Genomic DNA, 25,717 nt, shown 5'->3' on the forward strand with positions numbered 1-25,717 from the left:
GTGGGGCGGAGGCGGAGGGATTTGAACCCTCGATGGGCTTTAAGGCCCAAACCGCATTAGCAGTGCGGCGCCATAGACCGGACTAGGCGACGCCTCCTCGCACCCCGCGCGTGCGCGAGTGGTGCGTGCAGATGATGACACAGATGAGCTGCGTGCCACCAATCGCTTTCACCGTACTAGGACCCGGGGGGCCAGGGCAAAGCCCTCACCCCCGTGCACCCCCTCCGCCGCGCCCCCACCCGGCGCATCCCGCGTTGCGCAACGCGAGGGAGCCCGGAGCGTTAGTCAGGAGTACGCGCAGGCCCGCACCTCCACGGGAGTCCGTCATGCTGCATCCGCTCCTCCTCACCACGCTCGCCGCCTCCGCCCTCGGGCTCGGGCCGCTGCCCCCGCTGCCCCTGCTCGCCACGCCCGCGCACGACTCCCTCACCGTGAGCATCGAGAAGAGCGGGCACCCGGAGGCCGACGGCACGTTCGAGCTGAAGTGCGGCGGGGACAGGACCGGGGCCGGGGACAAGGGCGGGACGGCCGGGGGGACGCATCCGGCCGCCGGGAACGCCTGCAAGCGGCTCGACCAGCTCGCGCAGGCCGGCGCCGACCCCTTCGCGCCCGTGCCCGCCGACCAGCTGTGCACGCAGCAGTACGGCGGCCCCGCCGTCGCGCGCATCAGCGGGACGTGGCAGGGCCGTCACGTCGACGCCCGCTTCTCCCGTGCCAACGGCTGCGAGATCGACCGCTGGGAGAACCTCCGGCCCGTCCTCCCCAACATCAAGGGATGAGAAGCGGGGGAAGGGGGGAAGGGAGCGATCCGTGGTGGCGGCACGGAACCTCCACCCCGTCTCCAGAGGCGGAGTCCCGCCCTCCCTTAGACTCCCTCCGTGACAGGCCGCGGCCCGGACGGCAAGATGGGCGGACAAGTGCGGTTGCAGGTGGTTCAGGGAGGAAGCGTCTCGTGAGCAGCAGGCCATCCCGAGGCGCTGCTCGCCTCGCAGCCATACTCGACGCCCTCCCCGACGGCCTCGTGCTCGTCAACTGCAACGGCACCGTCGTCAACGCCAACACCATCGCCCTCGGCATGTTCGAGTCGCCCGGCACCGCCCTCGTCGGGCGCGGGCTCCTCGACCTCCTCCCGGACTTCGACTCGCGCCTGATCCCCGGTTCGATGCGCCGCCCCGAAGGCTCCGACGACCGGGGCCGCACCCGGCCGACCCGGATGATGGCCCGCCGTACCGACGGCGGCGAGTTCCCGGTCGAGGTCACCAGCGCCAGCCTCGAGGACGGGCGCGAGGCCTACGACCCGTCCAGCGGCTACACCGGCGGCTACACCGGAGACGAGCTCCTCATGCTCGTCGTCCGCGATCTCACCGGCACCCTCGACACCGAGGCCGAACTCGCCCGCTCCCAGCGCCAGACCGAGATGATCCTGCGCGCCGCGTCCGAGGGCGTCGTCGGCACCGACACCGACGGCCGGGTCGTCCTCGTGAACCCCGCCTTCGCGCAGATCCTCGGCTACCGGGCCGGCGAGCTCGGCGGCGCCGAGCTGCACCCCCTCATCCTCGCCAAGCGCGCCGACGGGCAGCCCTTCCCGTACGAGGAGTCCCCGCTCGCCGACACCCTCAAGTCCGGGCGCAAGCACCGGGTCCGCGGACAGGTGCTCTGGTCGAAGAGCGGCGACCGGGTGCCGGTCGACCTGACCACCGCGCCCGTACGGGACGGGGACCAGCTCGTCGGCGCCGTCATGACCTTCACCGACCGCCGCCCGTACGAGCAGCTCGTCGAGTCGCACGCCACCGAGCTCGCCGACCTCACCGAGAAGCTGACCACCGAGCGCGAACAGCAGAAGGAGCGGTACGAGGAGGAGCTCGGGCAGCAGAAGGAGCGCCACGAGGGCGAGCTGGCCGAGCAGAAGCAGCGGGTCGACTCCCTCACCGCCCGGCACGAGCAGCTGGCTGCCGTGCTCGGCGAGTCGCTGCGCGGCCCGCTGGAGGAGCTGCGTGCCGAGCTCGGCACGCTCGCCGCCGACGACGCCGGACAGCTGTGGCCCGAGGCCAACCAGCTCCTCCACCACCTGGCCGCCGGCTACGCCCGGATGACCACCCTCATCGACAACGTCCTCGGCTTCCAGCGGCTCGACGCCGGCGCCGAGGAGCTCGACAAGGACGTCGTCCTCCTCTCCGGCATCGTCACCGGCGGCATCGACGGAGCCGTCGAGCTGATCGGCCCCGGCCGTGCGCAGTTCGCCGTGCACGCGCCGCCGATCGAGGCCGAGGTCGACGCGAACCGGCTCACCACCGCGCTCTCCCACCTCGTCGCCGACGTGGCCGGCGTCGACGCCACCGGCAAGAGCAAGGCCGCCCCGCAGGGCGGCGGCTACACCGACTCGACGATCGTGGTCGCCGCCGCCCAGCGCGGCGATGTCGTACGGATCGAGGTCCGCGGCCCGTACGCGGGCGGCGACCCGGTCCACCAGCCGATCGTCCGCGGGATCGTCGCCGCGCACGGCGGTGTGGTGCAGACCCACGAGGTGCCGGGGACGACGGGCGGCGCGTACGTGGTCGAGCTTCCGCTCGGCGCCGGGCGCGGCACCGTACCCCCGCCGCCGGTCCTGTCCGAGCGCCCGGAGACGGCGGAGGCCGTGGAGACGACGGAGACGGCGGAGGTTACGGAGCACACCCCCGTGCCCGCACCCGCGCCCGCCGAGCCCGCTGCTCCCGCTCCCGCTCCCGTCGCCGGTGAGCTTCCCGCGCTGCCCTCGCAGCTCACGCCCGCCGCCGGCCCGGCGGCCGACGCGCCGGCCCAGGAGAGTGGCGGCCGTCGGCGCGCGCGCCGGGCGTCCACGGACGCGTTCCTGGAGAGCCCGATGACGCCCGAGGGCGCGCCGGCGCCCCGGCCGACCGGGCGCCGTCGCGGGCGCGCCGGCGACACGCCCGCCGCCGGCACCCCGGCCGAGCTGATCCCCGCGCAGAGCGCCCCGGCCGCCGGCCCCGTCGCCGCCGCGTCCGGTACCGGCCGGCGGCGCGGCCGCCCCGCCGAGGGCGCCGTGCTCACCTCCGCCGAGAGCGCGCAGGGGCGCCCGGCGCTCGGGGCCGCCGTGCCGCCGCAGGGCGTCCCGGTCGAGGCCCCCGCCGCCCAGGCCCAGGCGCAAGCCCAGGCTCCCTCGCCCGCACTCGCGCTGCCCGCCGTCGCCTCCACGCCCGAACACCCGGCTGAGCAGCCGGCCGAGCAGCCCACCGGCCGCCGCCGCCGGGCGCTCGCCGCCGCGCAGGAGCGGGCCGCGGCGGCCGAGGCCGGGCCGCGCACGCCGTTCGCGCTGCCGCCCGCCGACGCGGACCGCGCCGAGGGGGCGCACGAGACGTACGAGGCGCACGCGCCCGTACGGACGCTCCCGGAGGACGACCACACCCCGCCGCAGCCCCACCCGCTGCCCGCGCCGCCCGCCGCGAACGGCACCGGCACCGGCACCGGCTCCGTACCGCTGCCGCCCGAGGTCCCGACCGCGCCCGCCCCGCGCGACGGCGGGACCCAGGGACGGGCCTTCAGCGTGCGGACGCTCGGCCAGGGCGTGCCGTTCGTCCAGCCGGCGGCTCCGACGCCGACGCCGACGCCCGTTCCGGCTTCGGCTCCTGCGCCCGCCGCCACCCCGCTGCCCACCGCCGCCACGCCGCCCGGTGCCACGCCGCCCGGTGCCACGCCCTCGGGCCGCCGCCGCAAGCTCGGCAATCCGGCGGCGGAGGGCCGTCAGGAGGCCGCCCCCGAGGCGCCCGCCGCGAAGGCCCACCCGCCGGTGGAGGCCCCCGTACCCTCGCCCGTCCCCGTACCCGTCCCCTCGCCCGTACCCGCATCTCCCGTACCGCCGGCTCCGGCACCGATTCCGGTCCCGGCCGTCCCGGCTCCCGCTCCGGCGCCCGAGGGGCGTGCGTACGCCATAGAGGCGCCCGCCGAGGGCTCGGCGGAGGGGCCGGAGCCGCTGGACGGTCCCGGCGGGGCGGTGGAGGTGTCGAACCAGCCGCTGCCGCAGCCGGTCGACGACGAACTGCCACCGGAGCCGCTGGACAACCCGCGCCGGCTGCTCGTCTGGCCCGCGCCCGACGTGTCCACCCAGCAGGCGCTGAGCGACCGCGGCTACCGGCCGGTGATCGTGCATTCCCGCGAGGAGGTCGACGCGCAGATCGCCGCCTTCCCGGCCGCGCTCTTCGTCGACCCGCTGACCGGCCCGATCACCCGGACCGCGCTCCAGTCGCTGCGGCAGGCCGCCGTGGCGGCCGAGGTGCCGGTGCTGCTCGCGGCCGGCCTCGGGCAGGCGACGCGGGAGGCGGCGTACGGCGCCGATCCGGCCGTCCTGCTCAAGGCGCTGGCGCCCCGGGACAGCGAACAGCACCCCTCCCGGGTCCTCGTCATCGAGGAGCACGAGGACATCGCGCAGGCGCTCGCGGCGACGCTCGAACGGCGCGGGATGCAGGTGGCGCGGGCGGCGACCGACACCGAGGCGGTCGCGCTGGCCCAGCAGACGCGCCCGAACCTGGTGGTGATGGACCTGATGCAGGTGCGCCGCCGCCGGGCCGGGATCATCGACTGGCTGCGCGCGAACGGGCAGTTGAACCGCACGCCGCTGGTCGTCTACACCTCGACCGACCTGGACGAGACCGAGCTGCCGAGGCTGTCCTCGGGTGAGACGGTGCTGTTCCTCGCCGAGCGCTCGACGAGCGACGAGGTGCAGGCCCGGATCGTGGACCTGCTCGCGAAGATCGGCACCAACTAGCCCCCCAGGGGGAGCCGGTCGGTGCCGATCCCGGTCCAGCGCTCCGCTAGAGCTGCGTGACGTCCAGGTCGCCGTCCGCGTACTGCTTGCGGATCACCTTCTTGTCGAACTTGCCGACGCTCGTCTTCGGGACCGCCGGCACGATCGCCCAGCGCTCCGGGAGCTGCCACTTCGCGATGCCGCCCTCGGCGGCGAGGAATGCCTTCAGCTCCTCGTAGCCGGCCTCGGCGCCCTCCTTGAGGACGACGGTCGCGAGCGGGCGCTCGCCCCACTTCTCGTCCGGGACGGCGACGACGGCGGCCTCGGCGACGGCCGGGTGGCCCATGAGGGCGTTCTCCAGCTCGACGGAGGAGATCCACTCGCCGCCGGACTTGATGACGTCCTTGGCGCGGTCGGTGAGGGTGAGGAAGCCGTCGGAGCTGATGACGCCGACGTCGCCCGTCTTGAGCCAGCCGTCCGCGCTGAACTTGTCCTCGGGACGGAAGGGCTCGCCGTCCGCGCCGCCGTAGTAGGCGCCGGCGATCCAGTTGCCGCGGACCTCCAGCTCGCCCGCCGACTCGCCGTCCCAGGGCAGGATCTCGCCGCCGGGGCCGACAAGCCGCGCCTCGACGCCGGCCGGGAAGCGGCCCTGCGTGACGCGGTAGGGCCACTCCTCCTCCGGGGTGAGCCCGGCCGGCGGGTGGGCCATGGTGCCGAGCGGGGAGGTCTCCGTCATGCCCCAGGCGTGGCAGAGCCGGACGCCCAGCTTGTCGTACGCCTCCATGAGGGAGGGCGGACAGGCGGCGCCGCCGATGGTGACGTGGGCCATCGAGCTGATGTCGCGGGGGTTGGCCGTGACCTCGGCGAGCAGGCCCTGCCAGATGGTGGGGACGGCCGCGGCGTGGGTCGGCTTCTCGCGCTCGATCATCTCGGCGAGCGGGGCCGGCTGGAGGAAGCGGTCCGGCATCAGCATGTTGATGCCGCTCATGAAGGCGGCGTGCGGCAGACCCCAGGAGAGGACGTGGAACTGCGGGACCACGACCAGGGTCGTGTCCTTGTCGTTCAGGCCCATCGACTCGGTCATGTTGACCTGCATGGAGTGCAGGTAGATGGAGCGGTGGGAGTAGACGACGCCCTTGGGGTCGCCGGTGGTGCCGGAGGTGTAGCACATGGCGGCGGCGCTGCGCTCGTCGAGTTCCGGCCAGGCGTACGTGGTCGGGCGGCCGGCGATCAGCTCCTCGTAGTCGTGCACGCGCGGCGCCGCGCCGTCCAGGACGGAACGGTCGCCGGGGCCGGTCACGACGATGTGCTCGACGGTCGGGAGCTGCGGGAGCAGCGGGGCGAGGATCGGCAGCAGCGAGCCGTTGACGAGGATCACGCGGTCGGCGGCGTGGTTGACGATGTACACGAGCTGCTCGGCCGGCAGACGCAGGTTGAGCGTGTGGACGATCGCGCCCATGGCGGGGATCGCGAAGTACGCCTCGACGTGCTCGGCGTTGTTCCACATGAGGGTGGCGACCCGCTCGTCGGCGGTCACACCGAGTTCGTCGCGCAGGGCGTTGGCCAGCTGCCCGACTCGGGCCCCTGTCTCGGCGAAGGTGCGGCGCTGCGGCTCCGCCTCCCCGGTCCAGGTGGTGATGACGGACTTCCCGTGGATCCTCGTCCCGTGTTCCAGGATGCGGGTCACGGTCAGTGGTACGTCCTGCATGGTGCTCAGCACGGCGTCCTCCCGGTGGGCGCTACGTGGCAGAAAAGTGGTGCCCAGATTCTGCGCCCGTACCGCGCGGTATGTCACTACCCGAGAGTACTGAAATCGCCAGTGATTACTGGCGTAACTGAGGGTAACGCCACCCATGCCCACCGGGACCGGCGTGGCAAGGTGATCCGGGTCACCGTACCGGGGAGAGTTCCGGGTCCTCCCGGAGTTTGCCGAGCGCGCGCGAGACGGCGCTCTTGACCGTGCCGACCGAGACCCCGAGCACCTCGGCGGTCTGCGCCTCGCTCAGGTCCTCGTAGTACCTGAGGACGACCATCGCCCGCTGGCGGTCCGGGAGCTTCATCACCGCCCGCCACATCGCGTCGTGCAGGACCTGCCGCTCGGCCGGGTCCGGCGCGGGCACCCCGGCCGGCTCCGGCAGCTCGTCGCCGCACGCGTACTCGTCGACCTTGCGCTTGCGCCACTGCGAGGTACGGGTGTTCAGGAGCGCCCGCCGGACGTAGCCGTCCAGGGCGCGGTGGTCCTCGATGCGCTCCCAGGCGACGAAGGTCTTGGCGAGCGCCGTCTGGAGCAGGTCCTCCGCGTCCGAGGCGTTCGCGGTCAGCGAGCGCGCGGTGCGCAGGAGGACGGGGCCGCGGGCCCGGACGTACGAGGTGAACGACGGGTACGCGGCGTACGGCGCGGGTACGGTGGCGGGCCGGCGGCCGGCGGCCGTGGAGGCGCCTGCGCAGACGGGGCCAGAAGGCGGCGGAGTCATGGTTCCACGCTATGAGCGGGTCCCCGCCCGGGGATCGGCCCCAGGTCCCGACCCGCACTCCCCCTCAGGTTGTAGGGGTGGGGATGGCTGGACCTCCTCTGGGTGGAGCCCCGGCCGGGGAATCTCGGGGTCCGCCCGGTCTCGGGGTCCGCCGGGTCTCGGGGCCCGCCGGGGTTCCCGTAAGGGGCTCGGGGGCGGACTTGGGGCGAACCCCTCCGGGCGGCCTCCCCGGTACTCAGGGCGTGACGCGGGCGACCGGCGCGTCGACGAGGCTGCTGTCGACGCGCATCCGCCGCCCGCCGTACGACTCGGTGACATTGCCCGCGTACTGGTGGATCCGGCCGTGCGGCTGCCAGGCCGGCGCCGCCAGCTCGCGCTCCGTGTCGAGCGCGGGCCCGCCCCGCCAGCGCGCGAACCAGACCACCGACGGCAGGTCCTTCGTGCCCGCCCGCCGGGCCCGCTCCAGCAGCCGGACGCCGGTCCCGGCGCTGCTGTAGAAGCCGGGCAGATAGCCGAGCCGCCGCACCTCGCGGTTCCACGCCCGGACGAAGCGCAGGGTGGTGGCGGCGCAGTCGGCGTCGTCCGTACGGTACGCCTCGATGTCCAGGTAGAGCGGGCTGCCGGCCGCGAAGCCGAACCCTCGGGCCGCCCGCACCGCCTCCCCGCCCTCCCGGGTGCCCTGGCTCCAGGGGCCGCGCCCGATCGCGTACCGCCGCTTGGCCTCGGCGAGCACGCACGGCGGCTGCGAGCCGACGAACAGCGGCAGCATCCGCCAGCCCTGCGCGTGCACCTGCGCCACCCAGCCCGCGCTGAGCTCGCGCTGGAGCGGGCACCCGCGGCCGCGGCCGCCGAAGTACACCCCGACGGCGCGGTACGGGGAGGAGCGCCACGCCCGCATCACGGCGAGCGACGGCGCCTCGCAGGTGTCGAAGGCCCGGCCGGCGAAGTAGCGGGGGGCGAAGGAACGAGGTGCGCCGATGTCGTGCCGCGCGGGGGTGCCGTGGGCGGGCGCGGCAAGGAGGGCGGCGGACGCCATGAGGGCCACGGCGGTGGTGCGGACGGGGCAGGGGCGGAGCCACGTGCGGAGCGGGGTACGGAGCCGGGTACGGAACGGGGAACGCAGCCGGGAACGGAGCCGGGAACGGAGCGGCAGGCGGGCCGCGCGCGGCAGCGGCAGGGCGTTCCTCAGGGCACTTCTGGCAGTCATGGCGCGAGTGAAAGGCGCCCCGCCGCACGCGGCCACCGCTGGGGCGGTCGCGTCAGCCGTCCGCGCCCAGGATCAACCCGGACGTCGGAACCCCGGTGCCGGCCGTCACCAGCGTCCGGGCCGCGCCGGGGACCTGGTTCACGGAGCTGCCACGCACCTGCCGGACGGCCTCGGCGATGCCGTTCATCCCGTGCAGATACGCCTCGCCGAGCTGCCCGCCGTGGGTGTTCAGGGGCAGCGCGTCCGCCGCCACGAAGGCGGCCGCCTCGCCCGGCGCGCAGAAGCCGAACTCCTCCAGCTGCATCAGCACGAAGGGGGTGAAGTGGTCGTAGAGGATGCCGACGTCGATGTCGCCGGGCGCGAGCCCGGAGGTGCGCCAGAGCTGCCGGGCGACGACACCCATCTCCGGCAGGCCGGTGAGCCCGTCCCGGTAGAAGCTGGTCATCGCCTCCTGGTTGCGCCCGGCGCCCTGCGCGGCGGCCACGATCACGGCCGGCGGGCGGCGCAGGTCGCGGGCCCGCTCGGTGGAGGTGACGACGAGCGCCTGCCCTCCGTCGGTCTCCTGGCAGCAGTCGAGCAGCCGCAGCGGCTCGGCGATCCAGCGGGAGGCGGCGTGGTCGGCGAGGCTGATCGGCTTGCCGTGGAAGTAGGCGGCGGGGTTCGTCGCGGCGTGGCGGCGGTCGGTCACGGCGACATGCCCGAAGGCCTCCGGCGTGAGCCCGTACGTGTGGAGGTAGCGCTGGGCAATCATGGCGACCCAGGAGGCCGGGGTGAGCAGCCCGAACGGCAGCTGCCAGCCGAGCGCCGCGCCCTCGGCGGACGGCTCGCGTCGCTGCACGCCGGAGCCGAAGCGGCGGCCGGAGCGTTCGTTGAACGCCCGGTAGCAGACGACGACTTCGGCGATCCCGGTGGCCACGGCGAGCGCGGCCTGCTGGACGGTGGCGCAGGCGGCGCCGCCGCCGTAGTGGACGCGGGAGAAGAAGGACAGCTCGCCGATGCCGGCCGCCTGGGCGACGGTGATCTCGGGGCTGGTGTCCATGGTGAAGGTGACCAGGCCGTCGACGTCGGCGGGGACGAGCCCGGCGTCGTCGAGGGCGGCGTGCACGGCCTCCACGGCGAGGGTGAGCTCGCTGCGGCCGGAGTCCTTGGAGAACTCGGTGGCACCGATGCCGGCGAGGGCGGCGCGGCCGCCGAGCGCGTCGGGGGAGCGGAGGCTCATCGGGGGACCTCCACCGGAATCTCCGCCGGAATCTCGACCGGAATCTCGACGGGAATCTCCGCGACGACGGTTCCGGTGACGTGGTGGCCGAGGCCGTTGGCGCCGACGACCTTCAGGTGCACCGTGGTGCCGTCGTCGTCCGTCGCGACCTCCGTGACCGTCCCGGTCAACGTCATCGTGTCGCCGGGGTAGTTGGGGGCTCCGAGCCGGATCGCGACCTTGCGGAGGACGGCGGTCGGGCCGAGGCGGTCGGTGACGTAGCGGCCGACCAGGCCGTTGGTGGTGAGGATGTTCATGAAGATGTCCGGGGAGCCCTTCTCCCTGGCCCGTTCGGCATCGTGGTGCACGTCCTGGTAGTCGCGGGAGGCGATGGCCCCGGCGACGATCAGGGTGCGGGTGATGGGGATCGCGAGCGGCTCCAGCTCGTCACCGGGTGTCATCGCGCTTCTCCCTTTCCCTCGGCGATCACGTCACCGAGTTCGGCGAGGAGTTCGGTGCCGCAGCCGAGGTACGCGTCGAGCTGCCGCCCCCAGAGGAAGTGCCGGTGCACGGGGTGGTCGAGGTCCGCCCCCGTCCCGCCGTGCAGATGCTGTCCGGCGTGCACGACCCGCTTGCCCGCCTCGGAGGCCCACCACGCGGCGGTCAGCGCGTGCTCGGCGACCGGCAGGCCCTGGTCGTACCGCCAGGCCGCCTCGTACGCCGTGACCCGGATCGCCTCGGTGTCCATGTGGGCGTCGGCGGCGCGGAGTTGGACCGCCTGGTTCGAGGAGAGCGGGCGCCCGAACTGCTCGCGGACGGAGGTGTACGCGACCGCGCGCGCCAGCGACCCGGCGCAGACCCCCGCCTGGAGCCCGGCGAACGCGATCCGGGCGGCGGTGAGCACGTCCTCGTACGCGTACGGTCCGGGGCCGCCGATCCGCTCCCCGGAGGCGGGGAGGAGAGCCGTATGCCCGGCGGACCAGGGCGCGGTGAGTTCGACGGGCTCGACGGCGTCCGGATCGACGGGGACGAGGTGGAGGGCCTTCGTCTCGTCCGCCACGAGGACGTGGGTGGCGTCCCGCAGCCAGGGGATCCACCCGCCGTGGAGCAGTGCCCCGGTCACCACCGTCGTACCGTCCCGCAGCCCGGGCAGCAGCCGGGCGCGCTGCTCGTCCGTACCGTGCCGGGCGACGGCGAGCAGCCCGTACACCGCGCTCGCCGTGAACGGCACCTGCGCCGTCGTACGCCCCTGCTCCTCGGCGAGCAGTACCAGACCGAGCAGTCCGGTCTCCTCGACGGCCTCGACGAGACCGGCCGCGCACAGCGCCTTCCACAGCTCGGCGTCCGTGCCGGTGCCGGCGGCCCTGAGCCGCTCGTGGGTGCTGAGGTCGCCGAAGAGGCGGGCGGCGAGGTCGCGGGCGGCCGCCTGCTCCTCGGTGGGTTCGAAGTCCATGTCAGTCCTCCACTCCCGCTCGCCACATGGGCAGTTCGAGGTCGTCGTCCACCCGCTGGAACTCCAGCCGGACCGGCATCCCGATGCGGACCTTGTCGTACGGGACGCCGACGACGTTGCCGATCATCCGTACGCCCTCGGCGAGTTCGATCAGCCCGACCGCGTAGGGAGGGGCGAAGGCGGGGAAGGGCGGGTGGTGCATGACGACGTACGAGTAGACGGTGCCCGCGCCGCTCGCCTCGACGGTGTCCCAGGTGCGCGAGCCGCAGGCGTTGCAGCCGGGCAGCCAGGGGAAGCGGAGGGTCGCGCACTCGGCGCAGCGCTGGACGAGGAGGCGGTGTTCGGCGACGCCCGCCCAGAAGCCGGCGTTGTCGCGGTTGACGACGGGCCGGGGCCGGAGGGGCTTGGGGTCCCCTTGGCGCGCTTCTGCCGTCTTGGCGGCGGGGGCGTACTTGAGGACGCGGAAGCGGTGGGTGCCGGCGAGTTCGCCGTCGGCGCGGATCTCCATGCGGGTGGTGATGAAGTGCCCGGTGCCGAGCCTGGTGGTCTTGCGTGGCGAGACGGACTCGATGACGGCGTCGAAGGTGACGGTGTCGCCGGGGCGGAGGGGACGGACGTACTCCTGCTCGCAGTCGGTGGCGACGATCGAGGTGCAGCCGGCGGAGTCGAGGAGGGCCGACAGCTCCTCGTACGCGGAGGAGCGGCGGGTTCCGTCGGCGGAGTCGGCGGAGTCGGCAGAGTCGGCGGAGTCGGCGGGATGTCCGGAAAGCCCGCCCAGGGTCCACGCCTGGAGCATGGTGGGGGGCGCGATGGCGTCGGGCCCCGCGTACGCCGGATGGGTGTCCCCCATGGCCTCGCACCAGTGCCGGATCATGGGCTCGTTGACGGGGTCCCTGCCGACGGAGGCGGAGGAGGTGGGGCGCCCTTCGAAGCCCTTGAGCGCCTCGTACAGCGCGTCGGAGTCGTCGGTGCTCATCTCCGCCCCCTCCCCTTCATCCCGAGCCGCATCGTGGCGACGATCTCGCGCTGCACCTCGCTCACTCCTCCCCCGAAGGTGTTGATCTGGGCGGCGCGGTTCATGCGTTCGAGCTCGCCGCCGTCGAAGGCGCCCGGCGAGCCGTCGCGGACGAGCGCGGCGGGACCGGCGATCTCCTGGCACATGCGGTAGACCTCGACGGCGGACTCGGTGCCGGCGAACTTCACGCCGCTCGCGTCGCCGGGCGCGAGCCGCCCGGCCCCCACGTCCGCGACCAGGCGCCAGTTGAGCAGCCGGGTCGCGGCGAGCCGGGCGTACGCCTCGGCGGCCCGGAGCCGTACCCAGGGCTCGTCGATCCGGCGCCGGCCGGTGTCGGGATCGGGGGTGCGGGCGGTGCGGAGGGCGGCCTCGTAGAAGTCCTCGGCCTGCATGCCGATGGCGGCGAGGGCGACCCGTTCGTGGTTGAGCTGATTGGTGATGAGGCCCCAGCCGCCGTTCTCGGGCCCGACGAGGTTGCCGGCGGGGACGCGGACGGAGTCGTAGTAGGTGGCGGTGGTGGTGAGGCCGCCGACGGTGTGGAGGGGCGTCCAGGAGAAGCCGGGCGCGTCGGTGGGGACCAGGATGATCGAGATGCCCCGGTGGCGCGGGGTCTCGGGGTGGGGCGCGGTGCGGCAGGCGAGCCAGATCCAGTCGGCGTTCTGGGCGTTGGAGGTGAAGATCTTCTGCCCGTCGACGAGCCAGGAGTCGCCGTCCCTGGTGGCCCTGGTCCTGAGCGAGGCGAGGTCGGTGCCGGCCTCGGGTTCGCTGTAGCCGATGGCGAAGACGGTCTCGCCGCGCAGGATGCGGGGGAGGAGGGCAGCCTTCTGCTCGGCGGTGCCGTACTTCATGAGGGTGGGGCCGACGGTGTTGAGGGTGACCATGGAGACGGGGGCGCCGGCCCGATAGGCCTCGTCGAAGAAGACGAACTGCTCGTCGGGCCCGCGGCCCTGGCCGCCGTACTCCTCGGGCCAGCCGAGCCCGAGCCACCCGTCGGCGCCGATGCGGCGCAGCAGGGCGCGCTGGGCGGTGGTGTCGGCGGTGGCGGCGTCGGCGGCGGGCGGGGGGCCGTCGGGCATCAGGTCGCGGAAGTACGCGCGGAGCTCGGCGCGCAGCCGTAGCTGCCGTTCGGTCGGGGCGAGGTGCACGGCGACGGGCCTCTCGTTGAGATTCCTGACTGTCCGTCAGATTCAGTCAGAGGCGCGTCTGCTGTCAAGGAAGGCTTCGAAGAACGGGAAGGCCCGGAGGAACGGGAACGGGAACGGGAACGGGAACTGGGGGAGGGGGGAACGGCTCGGCAACGACTCCGGAACATGAGCACGGCCCGCCCGGCGGTACCGAAGTACCGCCGGGCGGGCCGCCGTTCACCCCCTGTGCACTCCCCCCCCGTGCACTCCCCCGTCGGGCCGGTCACCACCACGGGAAGAAGTTGACCACCGCGTTGTCCTGGTCGATGTGGGTGAGGGCGGAGCCGTTCACGCTCGCGGTGTTGTTCTGGTTGGAGGCGCCGGAGCCGGTCGCCACCTGCTGGGTGGTGGTGGAGTTGCCACTGTTGTTGCCGGCGACACCGCTGCCGATGATCGTGGCGACGCTCGCATTCGATCCGTCGTTCGCGAATCCACCGTTGTCGGCCTGCGCGACCCCCGCGAACAGCGCGGCGGCGAGGGGCAGGGCGGCGACAGCGGCGAGAACGCGGGCGGTACGGATGCTTGCCATGTGTGTTCCTCCAGGAACTGGACTGCGTCAACGGAACTGCCTCAACTACTGCTGTGACCAGGGAAGTTGGCCGACCGCCCCGGTCGTGGTGCTCGACGTCGCGAGACCAGAGTTGCCCACCGAATCCCCGGCGAACCACCTCGGAGTGGTCGATTCCCTCGCAAGCGTGAGGACAAGTCGATAAACCCCCTCGGCGTACGCGCCTTCCCCCTCTTCCCATTTTCGAACTTGCGTACGAAAATGAAGCCATGGCCGCTTCTGCCCGGCAGACCGCCGCCCTGGCCCTCGCGCACGCCCTGACGGCGGCGGAGCGCGGGCTCCCCGTCATCCCCCTGTCCCGCACCAAGCTCCCCGCGCTCCGCTCGCCGCACCGGGGCGAACGGCGGCCGGTGCCCTGCCGGGGCGAGTGCGGGCGGCCGGGGCACGGGGTGTACGACGCGACGACGGATCCGGCGGCGGTACGGGCCCTGTTCGCGGCGGCACCCTGGGCCACGGGGTACGGGATCGCGTGCGGGCGGGCGCCGCACCGGCTGATCGGCGTGGACCTCGACGTACGGGAGGGCGGGCCGGACGGGGTGGCGGCGCTCGACGCGCTGGCCCGGCGGCACGGCTTCACGGTGCCGCCCACGGTCACGGTCCTCACACCCTCCGGCGGCCGCCACCTCTGGCTGACGGGCCCGCCCGACACGGTGGTCCCGAACTCGGCGAGCCGCCTCGCGCCCGGCGTCGACATCCGCGGCGCCGGCGGCTACCTGGTCGGCCCGGGCTCGACGACCCCGCGCGGCACCTACCGCCTGGCCCCGGGCACGGCCCACCTCTCCCCGGCCCCGTGCCCGCCGACCCTCCTGGCCCTGACGGCGCCCCCACCGCCCCGCCGCGCGGACCCCCCTCCGGGCCGTACGGCGCCCGCATCCCCGAAATCCCTGGTCGACTTCGTCCTCGCGTCCCCCCGCGGCCAGCGCAACACCCGCCTGTTCTGGGCGGCCTGCCGCGCCTACGAGTCCCCGAACCCCCCGCCCCTCCTCGCCGCCCTCACCGACGCCGCCCTGACCACCGGCCTCCCATCCCCCGAGATCCACGCGACCCTGACCTCGGCAGCCTCGATCACGGCACGAACCCCCGCGGCGCGAACCCCCGCGGCGACTCGGTCCCCGGAGAACCCCGCGGAGTAGACCTGCCGGACTCCAACAGCAGCCAGTGACACCGGAGTCGGCAACAGAACGGCCCCTGCCCGGATGTCCCGGGCAGGGGCCGTTCGTGTCGCGCGGTGGGTGTGGGATTTGAACCCACGGAGACATCGCTGCCTCGACGGTTTTCAAGGCCGCCGCGATCTCGCCATGCGACACCGCGCTGAGCTGGGGTTTTCCCGCCCACGAGCCCCTGCCTCCCACACGCTGGCCCACGCATGGCCCGCAGTACTCCGAAGGGCCAACGAATGTCACACGAGTTCGGCGCTCGGGTGGGGGCGGGCATCAAGGGTCTGGGGGTGTGGCTGAAGGGTGTGCGGTTCGGGTCAGGGGTCCTAGCCTCGGTGTCCGGTTTGGCGTGTTGCGGGGGTCGGGATGAGCAGCAGTGCGGTGCCTGGCGAGGTGTGGTTCGTCAGTCATGCGGGTGCGGATCGGGCGTGAGCGGAGTGGGTCACCTGGCAGCTGGCCGACGCCGGACACCAGGTTGAGCTGGACTACTGGGACTGGGGCTCGGGGGACAACTTCGTCCTGAAGATGAACGCCGCGTTGGAGCGGGGCCGGTTTCTGGCGCTGTTCTCCCCGGCCTACTTCGAACTGGAGCGGTTCACCACGCCGGAGTGGACGGCTGTTCTGGCGATGAAGGAGAAGATCACTCCGGTTCGTGTCGCCGAGGTGGAGGCGCCAGCGATCCGGCAATGCGTCCTTCACCGGCCGCGACAACCTGCTGGTCCAATTGCGTCAGGAGTTGGCGGCAGGCAGCCGGGTGGCCGTGCAGGCGCTGTACGGCCGGGGTGGGGTGGGCAAGACCCAGCTCGCCATCGAGTACGCGCATCGTTTCGCCGGCGAGTACGAACTGCCTGGTGGATCGCGGCCGAGGATCCGGCCCTCATCCCCGACCAGCTGCCCCAGCTCGCCGCCCGCACCGGTGCCACACCCGCCGACACACCTGCCGCGGAGGCGGTAGCCGCGCTGGTGGGTGAGTTGCGCACCCGGTCACGCTGGCTGCTCATCTTCGACAATGCCGAGGACCCCGAGGCCCTGGCCCAATATCTGCCCGGCGGCAACGGGCATGTGCTGATCACCTCCCGCAACCCGCGCTGGAACACCCACGCCACCCCTCTGGACGTCGACGTCCTCCCCCGTACCGTGTCCGTCGCCCTGCTGCGCTCCCAGGGCGGCGCCTTGGACGACACCGACGCCGACGGGATCGCCCACACTCTGGACGATCTCCCGCTTGCTCTGGCCCAGGCCGCCTCCCTCCTGGCCGGCGGCCTGTCCGGCACCGACCTGATCGCCGAACTCGCGCGCAGCACCGCCGAGGTCCTGACCCAGGGCCGCCCGGACGGCTATCCGGTCTCCCTGGCCGCCCAGGTCCGCCTCACCACCACCCGCCTGGCCGCCGACCACCCCGGCGCGGCCGCCCTGCTGTCCGCGCTTACCTTGCTGGCGCCGGAGCCGTTCCCGGTCACCACCTGCGCCGGCCATCTGCCCGACACCGCTTCCCCACCCGTGGCCAAGGCTCTGGCCACCCGCCTGACCGGTGGTGCCCTGCTGAGCGCCGTCACCCGGCTCAGCCTGGCCCGCGCGCAGAACGGCACGCTCCATTACGTGATGAGGCGGTGCTCCGCGTCTACGGGGTTTCGGCTGGTACGGCTTCGAGGAGGTTGGGGACGCCGCAGGCGCTGGCGAGGAGGTCGGCGTAGGCGGTCAGAGCTCCGCGCGTCTCCCTCAGGGCGGCTCGCAGTTCGCCGGCGTGGGGCCATGCCTGTTCGTGGTCGCGGCGGGAGCGGTCGGCGGGGCGGTGGTTCTCCCAGTCCTCCAGGGCGGGGTGCCAGGTGGCAAGCAGGGGGCGGATGCTGTAGTTGAGCATGGCCACGGAGAGGTAGCCGAAGTTGTACTGACTGTTCTTCTTGGGCTCGGCGACCTCCGGGCCGTACGTGCGCAGCACGTCCCGGGTGGTGGTGAACAGGGAGTAGAGGCTGCTCAGTGCTTCGCGCAGCAGCCCTTCGTCGGCTCGTAGCGGCACGACGGAGACGCGGGTGACCAGCTCGACGTAGAGCTCCCAGGCGGCGCGCCGTTCAGTGTCGTTGGGCTCCCAGGTGCCGGAGATCTCCACCACGTGCAGGTTGAGCTTGACGTCGATGCTCTTCGGTGCCCGTACCATGCTGCCCCCTTGTGACCGGGTTTCTGGATTCACGCCCTGGGCCCACCGTATATGCCGGATCATGGGTGGACTATCTGCGGCGGGCGCGGGGCGGGGGCGCGCGGGAGGGGGACAGGCCATGTCGGGGGCAGCGGAGTCGGTGTTCGTCAGTTATGCCGGAGCAGACCGGGCCTGGGCGGAGTGGGTGGCCTGGCATCTGCGGGAGGCCGGTCACCGCGTGGAGCTGGACGTGTGGGACTGGCGCACCGGTGACAACTTCGTCGAGCGGATGGACCAGGCCCTGGAGCGCGCCACTGCCGTGGTGGCGCTGTTCTCCAACAACTATTTCGATTCTGCGCGCTGGACGCGTGAGGAGTGGACGTCCGTCGTCGGGCGTCGGCGGCGGCTCGTGCCGTTGACGGTCGAGCCCCTCCATGTCGGCGATGTCCCCGACATCCTGGCTGCGGTGATCCGCAGGGATCTGCACGGGCTGGACGAGCAGGACGCGATTACTGCACTGCGGGAGGCAGTCGACGGCCCCACCGGCCCGCTCGCACCTCCGCCGTTCCCCGGCATGGCAAAAGCGGCGGCAGGCAAGGACGCGGGCGGCGGGCGTCCGCGACTGCCCGGCGGCGCCGGCGTGCCGGGGGTGTGGAACGTGCCGCGCCGCAATCCGCACTTCACCGGCCGCGAGACGGCGATGACGCGGGTGCGGGAGGAGCTGCTGGGCGGTCGGCAGACGGTGGTGCAGGCCCTTCACGGCCTGGGCGGGATCGGCAAGACCCAGCTCGCCCTGGAATACGCCCATCGCTTTGCCAGCCAGTACGACACTGTGTGGTGGATCGACGCCGAACAGGCCGACCAGATCCCCGCCCACTACACCGAACTGGCCGCACGCCTGGGCATCGCCGCCCCCGGGGCGGGCACCGACCACACGACCCGCACCCTGCTCGACCACCTGCGCACCCGGGAGCGCTGGCTGATCGTCCTGGACAACGCCGACGACCCCGACGACTTCGAGAACCTGCTGCCCGCCGGCCCCGGCCACGTACTGATTACCTCCCGCAACTCCGGCTGGAAGGACCTCGTCCCCAGCCACGGCCTGGATGTGTTCTCCCGCAGCGACTCCGTCGCCTACCTGGCGACCCGCATCCCCGACATCCCCGCACAGCAGGCCGACACCCTCGCCGCCGACCTCGGCGACCTTCCCCTGGCCCTGGCCCAGGCCGCTGGCGTCATCACCACCGGCATGACCCCGGACCGCTACCGCCAGCTGCTCACCGACAAGACCGCGCAGCTCATGGCCAACGGCGGTCCGCCCGGCTACCCCGCCCACCTGGCAGCCACCGTCGACATCGCCACCACCCGCCTGACCGAGAACCACCCCCGGGACGCCGAACTACTCCGCCTGGCCGCGTTCCTGGGCCCTGACCCCGTCCCCACCGCCTGGCTGGAGACCACCCGCGGCCGGCTGGCCACGCTCACCGTCGACCCCGACGACTTCATGTGGCCCCAGACCGCACTCCAGCACCTGTCCCGCTCCGGCCTGGCCCGCGTCGACCACGAAACCTTCCAGATCCACCGGCTCACCCAGGCCATCGTCCGCGACCACACCAGCGAATCCGACACCACCGCGGCAGAGAACGACGTCACCACCCTCTTGGCCGCCATCGCGCCGTGCGACGCGGTGGACCCGGTCCACTGGCCGACCTGGGCCGCCCTGACCTCCCACCTCATCGCCCGCCTGCACACCTCCGCCCAGCACCCGCTAGTGCACCAAACACTCATCCAGGCTGCCCACTACCTCTGCGAGAGCGGACAGGCCCGCGTCGGCCGCGACCTGACCGCCACACTCCACTCTCTCTGGGTCACCACCCTGGGCGAGGACCACCCCCACACGCTCGGCATCGCGCAATACCTCGGCCATGCCACCATCAATCTCGGGGAGTATGAGGCGGCGCGCCGCATCATCGAGGACGCTTTTGAACGTCGGCGCCGCACGCTGGGCGAGGACCACCGCGACACACTCAAGTCCGCCAACGACCTTTCCATCGCCCTGGACCTTCTCGGGGAGTACGAGGAAGGGCGCCGCATGGACGAGGACACCCTCGAACGCCGCCGACGCACCCTGGGCCAGGACCACCCCGAAACCCTCATCTCCGCCAACAACCTCGCAGGCGCCCTGGGCAGGCTCGGGAATCATGAGGAGGCACGCCGCTTGCACGAGGACACCCTCGAACGCCGCCGACGCACCCTGGGCCAGGACCACCCCGAAACCCTCACCTCCGCCAACAACCTCGCAGGCATCCTGGGCAGGCTCGGGAATCATGAGGAAGCACGCCGCCGGCACGAGGACACCCTCGAACGCCGCCGACGCACCCTGGGCCAGGACCACCCCGACACCCTCGCCTCCGCCAACAACCTCGCAGGCACCCTGAATGATCTCGGGGAACACGAGGAGGCACGCCGCTTGCACGAGGACACCCTCGAACGTCACCGACGCACCCTGGGCCAGGACCACCCCGAAACCCTCACCTCCGCCAACAACCTCGCAGGCATCCTGAATGATCTCGGGGAACACGAGGAGGCACGCCGCTTGCACGAGGACACCCTCGAACGCCGCCGACGCACCCTGGGCCAGGACCACCCCGACACCCTCACCTCCGCCAACAACGTCGGCAAAACCCTTGCCGAACTTCGACGGTTCACGGCAGCAGAGCAGCTCCTCAGGGACACTCATGCCAGAAGCCGCCGAACCCTGGGCGATCAGCACCCCCGCACCCTGACCTCCGCCGACAACCTCGCCTGGGTTCTCACCGCCCTGGGCAGACCATTTGAAGCCCAGAAGCTGCGCGCCTCTGGTGGTAAAGCAGGGCAGCGCAGGAAGCGGCGGAAGCGCCGCTAAAAAAAGCCATGCTTGCTGTGCTGACGCGCATGAGGGTGCAAGAAGAGCCCGGAGCAGTGCTCAGCCCCACCTGTCACCGCTTGCGGGGTTCACCCGCTCCGGCGTCGCCATATAGCGAACCCTGCGTCGTCCTCGTACATCGTGTCGTCGGCATCGTTTGGGATGGGCGGCACTTTCCGTGACCGACGCAGCACTGGCGCCTGGCGGACTGCTCGCCCTCGGGCTGGTGCTGGCGATTACTAACGAGGACTGGGCACGTTCACGGCTGGCGGTGGAGCTGGTCCCGTGGGGTGTGGGGCAACTTGCCGCCTCGGCCCATGGGCTGCCTGGCCGCGCCGCCGAGGCTGCTCGAGCCCGCGCCGTTCGTGGGCCTTGATGAGGAAGGAACCTTTAACCGCGCGCAGATTGACGCTGCTGGCCTCGCGCGCAGCCCGACAAACCCCACCTAGCGCGTCAGCCGGTGGCACCCTCACCTCCAACCCCCTCGGGCGCGTCGACTGGTCGGCACCGGAGAAGGACGACGAAGTCGACTTCCGCTACGTCCCCAACCCGGAGCAGGCCGGCGCCCTGATCGACGCCGTCCGGCAGCTCAGCCAGCGCGGCGACCACCTGGCCGCGTTCTTCGGCTGCCTGTACTGCGCCGCCATGCGGCCGTTGGAGATCGCGGCCCTGCGCGCCGAGGACTGTACCTTGCCCAAGGAGGGGTGGGGCGAGCTGGTCCTCGCCGGGAGCCGGCCCGAGGTCGGATCGGGATGGACGGACGACGGGAAGTCGTACGAGCAGCGCGGACTCAAGCGCCGAGCGCGAACGGCCACCAGGTCCGTGCCCATCCCGCCCGTGCTGACCGCCATGCTGCGGGAGCACAAGGAGAGGTACGGCGTGGCCGACGACGGTCGGCTGTTCCGCGCGGCCATGGGCGGGCGCGTACGGTCGACCGAATACCGCGAACTCTGGGACTCCGCCCGACTCAAGGCTCTGTCGGCAACGGAGGCGAAGAAGCCGCTCGTCGATGTGCCGTACTCCCTCCGGCACGCGGGGGTGTCCCTGTGGATCAACTCCGGTGTGGATCCGGTGGAAGTCGCCCGGCGGGCTGGGCACAGCCTCACCGTCCTCTTCCGGTTCTACGCCAAGATCCTGCGAGGGCAGCAGGACAAGGCGAACGCCCTTATCGAGCAGGGGCTCAACGGCGGCTGAGTCGCCGATCCTGGCCCGCCACTGGCCCGCACGCGCTGGTCAGGACCGGGATACGGGCGAGTCAGGGTGAGACAGGGGGAATGCAGAGGGCGGGCCCCGGATTTCGGGGCCCGCCCTCTGACCTGCTGCTTCTCTGACCTGCAAGCGGTGGGTGTGGGATTTGAACCCACGGTGACTCTCGCCACGACGGTTTTCAAGACCGTTCCCTTAGGCCGCTCGGGCAACCCACCCTCGCCCCGCCTCACCTGGCGCGGGGCGGGCAACAGCCTACCGGCTGGAGGGCGGGGGCATGGCCGGGTGGCGGGTCAGGAGGTGGTCTCGTAGGTGCCGACGTGGTGGGTGACGGCGTTCTGGAGGGGGGCGAGTTGGTCGACGAGTTTCTGGAAGTCGGCGGTGCGGCCGTCGGACCACTGGGCCAGGCCGACGGTCATGGAGCGGCCGACGCCGGCGAAGGACTGGACCATGCCGCTGGTCGGGGGGAGGGTGCGGAGGCCGGAGCCGGGGGGCGGGGCCTGGGCGCCGACCTGGTAGTCGTCGAAGGCCACGGAGAGCTGGGACACCACGTGGACGGCGTCGGCGGGGTCCTTCATCGTGAAGACCGCGATGTTGTACTGGTTGTTCTCGGCGTCCTTGTAGAGCGCCACCTGCTCACCGACGCAGCCCTTGGTGCCGTCGATGAGGGCCGCGAGGCGAGGGCCGACGGAGTCGGGTTCCTTGCAGGAGTCGAGGACGGCCGCGCCGACCTTGGTGAAGTGGCCGCCCGAGCCGTCCGGCACGCGGGCGGGGAAGGCCTCGGCGAGCGGGATCATCGGGCGGGACGCGGCCGGCGCCGATGCGACCGGGGTGGTCGGGGCCGGAGCGGCAGGGGTGGCAGGGGTGGCCGATGTCGCGGTCTCGTCCTCCGGGGCGCCCGTGCCCGTGAGCTTCAGCGCGAGGAAGGCCGCGCCCGCGGCCACCAGCGCCCAGGCCGCGTTACGCGGCCAGACCCGCTTCTGTTCCGGAAGCGGGTCTGGGATCGTCTCGTCATGTCTCGCCATGGCGAGGCACTCTAGGTCAGCTGTCGCCCGTGCGTTCGCCGAGGGTGACCGTGGCCGTGGTCGGCTTGCCGTTGCGCTCGTAGGTGAGCTTGACCGTGTCGCCGGGCTTGTGGGTCCAGATCTCGCTGATCAGGGTCGGGCCGCTGTCGATCTGGCGGTCGTCGAAGGCGGTGATGACGTCACCCGGCTTCAGGCCGGCCTTGGCGGCGGGGCCGTCGGGGGTGACCGAGGGGGTGCCGGCGGAGCCCGTGTCGGCGATGACGGCGCCCTCGCCGTGGTCCTGCATGTTCACCGTGGCGCCGATGACCGGGTAGACGGGCTTGCCCGTCTTGATCAGCTGCTCGGCGACGTTCTTCGCCTGGTTGACCGGGATCGCGAAGCCCAGGCCGATCGAACCCGCCTGGGACTGGCCGAAGCCGCTGCCCGCCGACTGGATCGCGGAGTTGATGCCGATCACCGCGCCGCTCGCGTCGAGCAGCGGGCCGCCGGAGTTGCCCGGGTTGATCGACGCGTCGGTCTGCAGGGCGCTCATGTACGAGTTCTTGCCGCCGCCCCCGTCGCCCGAGGCGACCGGGCGGTTCTTGGCGCTGATGATGCCCGTGGTGACCGTGTTCGACAGGCCGAAGGGCGCGCCGATCGCGATCGTCGAGTCGCCGACCGCCACCTGGTCGGAGTTCCCGAGCGGCAGCGGCGTCAGGTTCGACGGCGCGTTCTTCAGCTTGATGACGGCCACGTCGTAGCCCTCGGCCCGACCGACGACCTCCGCGTCGTACGTCTTGCCGTTGGAGAAGGTCGCGGACAGCGTGCCGCCGTCCGCCGCCGACGCCACCACGTGGTTGTTGGTGACGATGTGGCCTTCCTTGTCGTAGACGAAGCCGGTGCCCGTGCCGCCCTCGCCCTCCGCGCCGCCGGACTTCGCCTGGATGGTGACGACGCTGGGCAGCGCCTTCGCCGCGACCGCCGCGACCGTGCCGGGGTCGCGCTTGAAGGAGGAGGGGGCCTCGCCCGAGGACACCGTGGTCGAGTCCGTCGAGTCGCCGTCCCGCTGCGACGCCGCCCAGTAGCCGATGCCGCCGCCGACTCCGCCGGCCACCAGCGCCGCGACCAGGACCGCCGCGACCAGGCCGCCGGTGCGCTTGCGCGGGGCCTCCGGGCCGGGCGCCGCCTGCGGCGCGCCCCACGCCGGGGTCACCGGCGGGGCGGGCGGCCAGCCGCCGGCGGCCGGAGCCGACGGAGGAGTCACCGGGGGGACCACCGGGGGAGCGACGGGCATGGTGGCCGTGTCCGGCTCGGGCACTGCCGGCGGGGGAGTCGCCGCGGAAGGCGTGGGAGGCGTGGGAGGCGCCGCAGGGGTCGACGCGGTGGCCGGTTCCGCAGGGACGGCCGGGTCCGCCTGCTCCGCCTGGTTCGCAGGAGCCGCCGGAGTCGCAGGAGCCGCCGGGACCGCCGGAACCTCCGTGCCCTCGTCCTCGTTCTCGGTGCTCACAGCTCTCTCCTCGTTCACTGCGCAGGCCGTCGCGGTGGAATGGTGGTGGTGACGTGGTGGTGGTGGTGACGATGGTGCTGCGAACAGCTTTTCCCACAGCACGTCAGGCCACTGTAAGCCGGAGCTGTGCGTCCGACCCCCATTGTTTACTTGGGGCTATAACGGACACCCGTACCATGTCGCGGTGACCCACGCACCGCAGCGGCCGACCCGCCGCCTCCCCGTCCAGGTGGTCGCCCACCGCGGAGCCTCCGAGGACGCCCCCGAACACACCCTGGCCGCCTATGTGAAGGCCATCGAGGACGGCGCCGACGCCCTGGAGTGCGACGTCCGGCTCACCGCCGACGGGCACCTCGTCTGTGTCCACGACCGCCGCGTCAACCGCACCTCCAACGGCCGCGGCGCCGTCTCCGCCCTGGAGCTCGCGGACCTCGCCGCCCTCGACTTCGGCACCTGGAAGGGCCGCGACGAGTCCGGCGAGAGCCCCGACTGGGGCGACCCCGAGGCCACCTCCGTCCTCACCCTCGAACGCCTCCTGGAGCTGGTCTCCGACGCCGGCCGCCGGATCGAGCTCGCCATCGAGACCAAGCACCCCACCCGCTGGGCCGGGCAGGTGGAGGAGAAGCTCCTCCAGCTCCTCGGCCGCTTCGGCCTCGCCGAGCCGGCGACGCCCGAGGAGTCGGCCGTACGGATCATGAGCTTCTCGGCGCGCTCGCTGTACCGCATCGCCAAGGCCGCGCCGAGCATGCCGACCGTCTCGCTCTCCCAGTTCGTCACCCCGCGGCTGCGGGTCGGCGGGCTGCCGGCCGGTGCGCGGATCGCCGGCCCCTCGGTCCGGATCGTGCGGCACAACCCGGCGGTCATCCTGCGGCTCCAGAAGGCGGGCCACCGGGTCCACGTGTGGACCGTGGACGATCCGGAGGACGTGGAGCTGTGCGTACGGCTCGGCGTGGACGCGATCATCACCAACCGGCCCAAGCAGGTCCTCGCCCACCTCGGCCGCGCCTGACCCCGGCCCGCAGCTCCCAACCCGCAACTCCCGGACCGTAACTCTCGGACCGCTTTCCTACACTCTCGTCCCTTTTGCCCCGGCCACCACACGGGTGCGGGGTGTGCCCCGGCGCGTTCGGGACGTACGCGATCGTCACGAGTGCGTCACCGGAGGCGTACTGGCCGGTTTCCGGTCCAGGCCATTGGGGCATTCACCACGTGGCGTGGGGCAAAGGAGGTCTCGGGGGTGGCGTTGGTGGTGGCACAGGAAGTGCCCACGTCGTCGAGCATGGCCGTACCCCATGGCCCTGCGGGCGTGGGTGAGGCACGGCACCGGATGCGGGAGCAGTTGCACCGCAGCGGAATGGCCGATTCGGTCGTCGACGACGCGGTACTGATCCTTTCCGAACTGCTGAGCAATGCCTGCCGGCACGGCAGACCGCTGGGCCGCGCGGACATGGGCGACGGAGATGTACGGGCGGCCTGGAGCATCGACCGGTCCGGCGGGCTCACGGTGGAGGTCACGGACGGCGGCGGTCCCACCCGTCCCGTTCCGGCCACCCCGTCGGTCACCGCCCACGGCGGCCGCGGGCTGAACATCATCAGCGCGCTCGCCCAGGACTGGGGCGTACGGGACAGCGCGACCGGCGAGGTGACCGTCTGGGTCCAGGTCACCGGCGGCCACCGCGGCGAGGACTTCGCCGCCCGGGTCGGCGGCGGCTCCGGGCTCGGACTCGGACTCGGGTTCCTCGACGCGTACGACGACCTGGAATGACGTACCAGGCGTACGAGGCGGGCAGGACGAACGGGGTCCGCGAGGTGTACGGGGAGCAGCGCGCCCCGCACACCTCGCTCCCGCACCTACCGGGCCGACCGGACCACCAAGGCCGCCCGCACCTCCCGGACCGCCCGGGCCTCAGGGACTCCCCACCCCTCCCGGGGGAAGCCGCACCGGCCTCCCCGCGCCGGGGACCGCG

The 25,717-nt window shown here is 72.7% G+C and carries 20 protein-coding genes, 2 tRNA genes and 1 pseudogene; 8 read left to right on the forward strand and 15 right to left on the reverse strand.

The annotated features are described in order from the left end of the window. Nucleotides 1–6 precede the first annotated feature (6 nt). Nucleotides 7–97 (reverse strand) — tRNA-Ser (locus tag AB0C73_RS25270). Nucleotides 98–326: 229 nt separating this feature from the next. Here AB0C73_RS25270 and AB0C73_RS25275 point away from each other — a divergent pair. Both AB0C73_RS25275 and AB0C73_RS25280 read left to right on the forward strand, forming a co-directional pair. Beyond that, a complete protein-coding gene (locus AB0C73_RS25275; protein ID WP_362534186.1) occupies nucleotides 327–779 on the forward strand; it encodes an SSI family serine proteinase inhibitor in 453 nt (150 codons plus the stop codon). Between the two features lie 173 nt (nucleotides 780–952). Further along, on the forward strand, nucleotides 953–4,759 hold the full coding sequence (locus AB0C73_RS25280; protein ID WP_362534189.1) for a PAS domain-containing protein: 3,807 nt from the start codon (nucleotides 953–955) through the stop codon (nucleotides 4,757–4,759). Nucleotides 4,760–4,805: 46 nt separating this feature from the next. On the opposite strand, the gene AB0C73_RS25285 is transcribed toward AB0C73_RS25280, so the two are convergent. The 9 genes from AB0C73_RS25285 to AB0C73_RS25325 all read right to left on the reverse strand — a co-directional run bounded on the left by AB0C73_RS25285 (nucleotide 4,806) and on the right by AB0C73_RS25325 (nucleotide 13,798). Continuing rightward, nucleotides 4,806–6,458, reverse strand: a complete 1,653-nt coding sequence (locus AB0C73_RS25285; RefSeq protein WP_362534399.1) for a long-chain fatty acid--CoA ligase — start codon at nucleotides 6,456–6,458, stop codon at nucleotides 4,806–4,808. Between the two features lie 169 nt (nucleotides 6,459–6,627). Next, the gene (locus tag AB0C73_RS25290; RefSeq protein ID WP_362534191.1) at nucleotides 6,628–7,212 is read right to left on the reverse strand and encodes a SigE family RNA polymerase sigma factor; all 585 of its coding nucleotides are present in this window, start codon (nucleotides 7,210–7,212) and stop codon (nucleotides 6,628–6,630) included. A 235-nt stretch (nucleotides 7,213–7,447) separates the two neighbouring features. Next, a complete protein-coding gene (locus tag AB0C73_RS25295; protein ID WP_362534193.1) occupies nucleotides 7,448–8,419 on the reverse strand; it encodes a DUF1906 domain-containing protein in 972 nt (323 codons plus the stop codon). Nucleotides 8,420–8,471: 52 nt separating this feature from the next. Next, nucleotides 8,472–9,638, reverse strand: a complete 1,167-nt coding sequence (locus AB0C73_RS25300; RefSeq protein WP_362534196.1) for a lipid-transfer protein — start codon at nucleotides 9,636–9,638, stop codon at nucleotides 8,472–8,474. Further along, nucleotides 9,635–10,078, reverse strand: coding sequence for a MaoC family dehydratase (locus AB0C73_RS25305; protein ID WP_362534198.1), 444 nt, complete (start codon nucleotides 10,076–10,078; stop codon nucleotides 9,635–9,637). Before AB0C73_RS25305 ends, AB0C73_RS25300 begins: the two co-directional genes overlap by 4 nt. Continuing rightward, the gene (locus tag AB0C73_RS25310) at nucleotides 10,075–11,070 is read right to left on the reverse strand and encodes an acyl-CoA dehydrogenase family protein (RefSeq protein WP_362534200.1); all 996 of its coding nucleotides are present in this window, start codon (nucleotides 11,068–11,070) and stop codon (nucleotides 10,075–10,077) included. Before AB0C73_RS25310 ends, AB0C73_RS25305 begins: the two co-directional genes overlap by 4 nt. A gap of 1 nt (nucleotide 11,071) precedes the next feature. After that, nucleotides 11,072–12,046 carry an OB-fold domain-containing protein gene (locus tag AB0C73_RS25315; RefSeq protein ID WP_362534203.1) on the reverse strand — a complete coding sequence of 325 codons (975 nt, stop codon included), beginning with the start codon at nucleotides 12,044–12,046 and terminating at the stop codon, nucleotides 11,072–11,074. Next, complete coding sequence (locus AB0C73_RS25320; protein ID WP_362534206.1) at nucleotides 12,043–13,230, reverse strand: acyl-CoA dehydrogenase family protein; 1,188 nt, start codon at nucleotides 13,228–13,230, stop codon at nucleotides 12,043–12,045. The genes AB0C73_RS25315 and AB0C73_RS25320 overlap by 4 nt, the downstream gene beginning before the upstream one ends. A 262-nt stretch (nucleotides 13,231–13,492) precedes the next feature. Next, nucleotides 13,493–13,798: a hypothetical protein gene (locus tag AB0C73_RS25325; RefSeq protein WP_362534208.1), complete on the reverse strand. Its 306-nt coding sequence runs from the start codon at nucleotides 13,796–13,798 to the stop codon at nucleotides 13,493–13,495. Between the two features lie 248 nt (nucleotides 13,799–14,046). Here AB0C73_RS25325 and AB0C73_RS25330 point away from each other — a divergent pair, with 248 nt between their 5' ends. Both AB0C73_RS25330 and AB0C73_RS25335 read left to right on the forward strand, forming a co-directional pair. Further along, the gene (locus AB0C73_RS25330) at nucleotides 14,047–14,970 is read left to right on the forward strand and encodes a bifunctional DNA primase/polymerase (RefSeq protein WP_362534211.1); all 924 of its coding nucleotides are present in this window, start codon (nucleotides 14,047–14,049) and stop codon (nucleotides 14,968–14,970) included. 468 nt (nucleotides 14,971–15,438) lie between these two features. Next, a pseudogene (locus AB0C73_RS25335) lies at nucleotides 15,439–15,660 on the forward strand (toll/interleukin-1 receptor domain-containing protein); the annotation flags it as partial. Nucleotides 15,661–15,978: 318 nt separating this feature from the next. Here AB0C73_RS25335 and AB0C73_RS25340 read toward each other — a convergent pair. Further along, nucleotides 15,979–16,590 (reverse strand): hypothetical protein, encoded by a 612-nt coding sequence (locus AB0C73_RS25340; RefSeq protein ID WP_362534212.1) that lies wholly within the window; start codon nucleotides 16,588–16,590, stop codon nucleotides 15,979–15,981. 25 nt (nucleotides 16,591–16,615) lie between these two features. Continuing rightward, nucleotides 16,616–17,149, reverse strand: coding sequence for a hypothetical protein (locus AB0C73_RS25345; RefSeq protein ID WP_362534214.1), 534 nt, complete (start codon nucleotides 17,147–17,149; stop codon nucleotides 16,616–16,618). A 118-nt stretch (nucleotides 17,150–17,267) separates the two neighbouring features. On the opposite strand from AB0C73_RS25345, the gene fxsT reads away from it, so the two are divergent. After that, complete coding sequence (gene fxsT, locus AB0C73_RS25350) at nucleotides 17,268–20,033, forward strand: FxSxx-COOH system tetratricopeptide repeat protein (RefSeq protein ID WP_362534215.1); 2,766 nt, start codon at nucleotides 17,268–17,270, stop codon at nucleotides 20,031–20,033. Between the two features lie 405 nt (nucleotides 20,034–20,438). After that, a complete protein-coding gene (locus AB0C73_RS25355; protein ID WP_362534217.1) occupies nucleotides 20,439–21,227 on the forward strand; it encodes a hypothetical protein in 789 nt (262 codons plus the stop codon). Between the two features lie 145 nt (nucleotides 21,228–21,372). On the opposite strand, the gene AB0C73_RS25360 is transcribed toward AB0C73_RS25355, so the two are convergent. The 3 genes from AB0C73_RS25360 to AB0C73_RS25370 all read right to left on the reverse strand — a co-directional run bounded on the left by AB0C73_RS25360 (nucleotide 21,373) and on the right by AB0C73_RS25370 (nucleotide 23,750). Then, nucleotides 21,373–21,457 (reverse strand) — tRNA-Ser (locus AB0C73_RS25360). 75 nt (nucleotides 21,458–21,532) lie between these two features. Continuing rightward, the gene (locus AB0C73_RS25365) at nucleotides 21,533–22,264 is read right to left on the reverse strand and encodes a hypothetical protein (protein WP_362534219.1); all 732 of its coding nucleotides are present in this window, start codon (nucleotides 22,262–22,264) and stop codon (nucleotides 21,533–21,535) included. 16 nt (nucleotides 22,265–22,280) lie between these two features. Continuing rightward, the gene (locus AB0C73_RS25370) at nucleotides 22,281–23,750 is read right to left on the reverse strand and encodes a trypsin-like peptidase domain-containing protein (RefSeq protein WP_362534222.1); all 1,470 of its coding nucleotides are present in this window, start codon (nucleotides 23,748–23,750) and stop codon (nucleotides 22,281–22,283) included. A gap of 184 nt (nucleotides 23,751–23,934) precedes the next feature. On the opposite strand from AB0C73_RS25370, the gene AB0C73_RS25375 reads away from it, so the two are divergent. Continuing rightward, complete coding sequence (locus tag AB0C73_RS25375; protein ID WP_362534224.1) at nucleotides 23,935–24,759, forward strand: glycerophosphodiester phosphodiesterase; 825 nt, start codon at nucleotides 23,935–23,937, stop codon at nucleotides 24,757–24,759. A gap of 141 nt (nucleotides 24,760–24,900) precedes the next feature. Continuing rightward, nucleotides 24,901–25,515: an ATP-binding protein gene (locus tag AB0C73_RS25380; protein WP_362534226.1), complete on the forward strand. Its 615-nt coding sequence runs from the start codon at nucleotides 24,901–24,903 to the stop codon at nucleotides 25,513–25,515. The last annotated feature ends 202 nt before the right edge of the window (nucleotides 25,516–25,717 follow it).

The organism is Streptomyces sp. NPDC048623, assembly GCF_040650755.1.
Taxonomy (GTDB): domain Bacteria; phylum Actinomycetota; class Actinomycetes; order Streptomycetales; family Streptomycetaceae; genus Streptomyces.

Coding starts and splice junctions, on each gene's coding strand:
- AB0C73_RS25275 (WP_362534186.1), top strand. CDS start 327: ATGCTGCATCCGCTCCTCCTCACCACGCTCGCCGCCTCCGCCCTCGGG.
- AB0C73_RS25290 (WP_362534191.1), bottom strand. CDS start 7,212: ATGACTCCGCCGCCTTCTGGCCCCGTCTGCGCAGGCGCCTCCACGGCC.
- AB0C73_RS25295 (WP_362534193.1), bottom strand. CDS start 8,419: ATGACTGCCAGAAGTGCCCTGAGGAACGCCCTGCCGCTGCCGCGCGCG.
- AB0C73_RS25300 (WP_362534196.1), bottom strand. CDS start 9,638: ATGAGCCTCCGCTCCCCCGACGCGCTCGGCGGCCGCGCCGCCCTCGCC.
- AB0C73_RS25305 (WP_362534198.1), bottom strand. CDS start 10,078: ATGACACCCGGTGACGAGCTGGAGCCGCTCGCGATCCCCATCACCCGC.
- AB0C73_RS25310 (WP_362534200.1), bottom strand. CDS start 11,070: ATGGACTTCGAACCCACCGAGGAGCAGGCGGCCGCCCGCGACCTCGCC.
- AB0C73_RS25315 (WP_362534203.1), bottom strand. CDS start 12,046: ATGAGCACCGACGACTCCGACGCGCTGTACGAGGCGCTCAAGGGCTTC.
- AB0C73_RS25325 (WP_362534208.1), bottom strand. CDS start 13,798: ATGGCAAGCATCCGTACCGCCCGCGTTCTCGCCGCTGTCGCCGCCCTG.
- AB0C73_RS25330 (WP_362534211.1), top strand. CDS start 14,047: ATGGCCGCTTCTGCCCGGCAGACCGCCGCCCTGGCCCTCGCGCACGCC.
- AB0C73_RS25340 (WP_362534212.1), bottom strand. CDS start 16,590: ATGGAGCGTGCCGTTCTGCGCGCGGGCCAGGCTGAGCCGGGTGACGGC.
- AB0C73_RS25345 (WP_362534214.1), bottom strand. CDS start 17,149: ATGGTACGGGCACCGAAGAGCATCGACGTCAAGCTCAACCTGCACGTG.
- fxsT (WP_362534215.1), top strand. CDS start 17,268: ATGTCGGGGGCAGCGGAGTCGGTGTTCGTCAGTTATGCCGGAGCAGAC.
- AB0C73_RS25365 (WP_362534219.1), bottom strand. CDS start 22,264: ATGGCGAGACATGACGAGACGATCCCAGACCCGCTTCCGGAACAGAAG.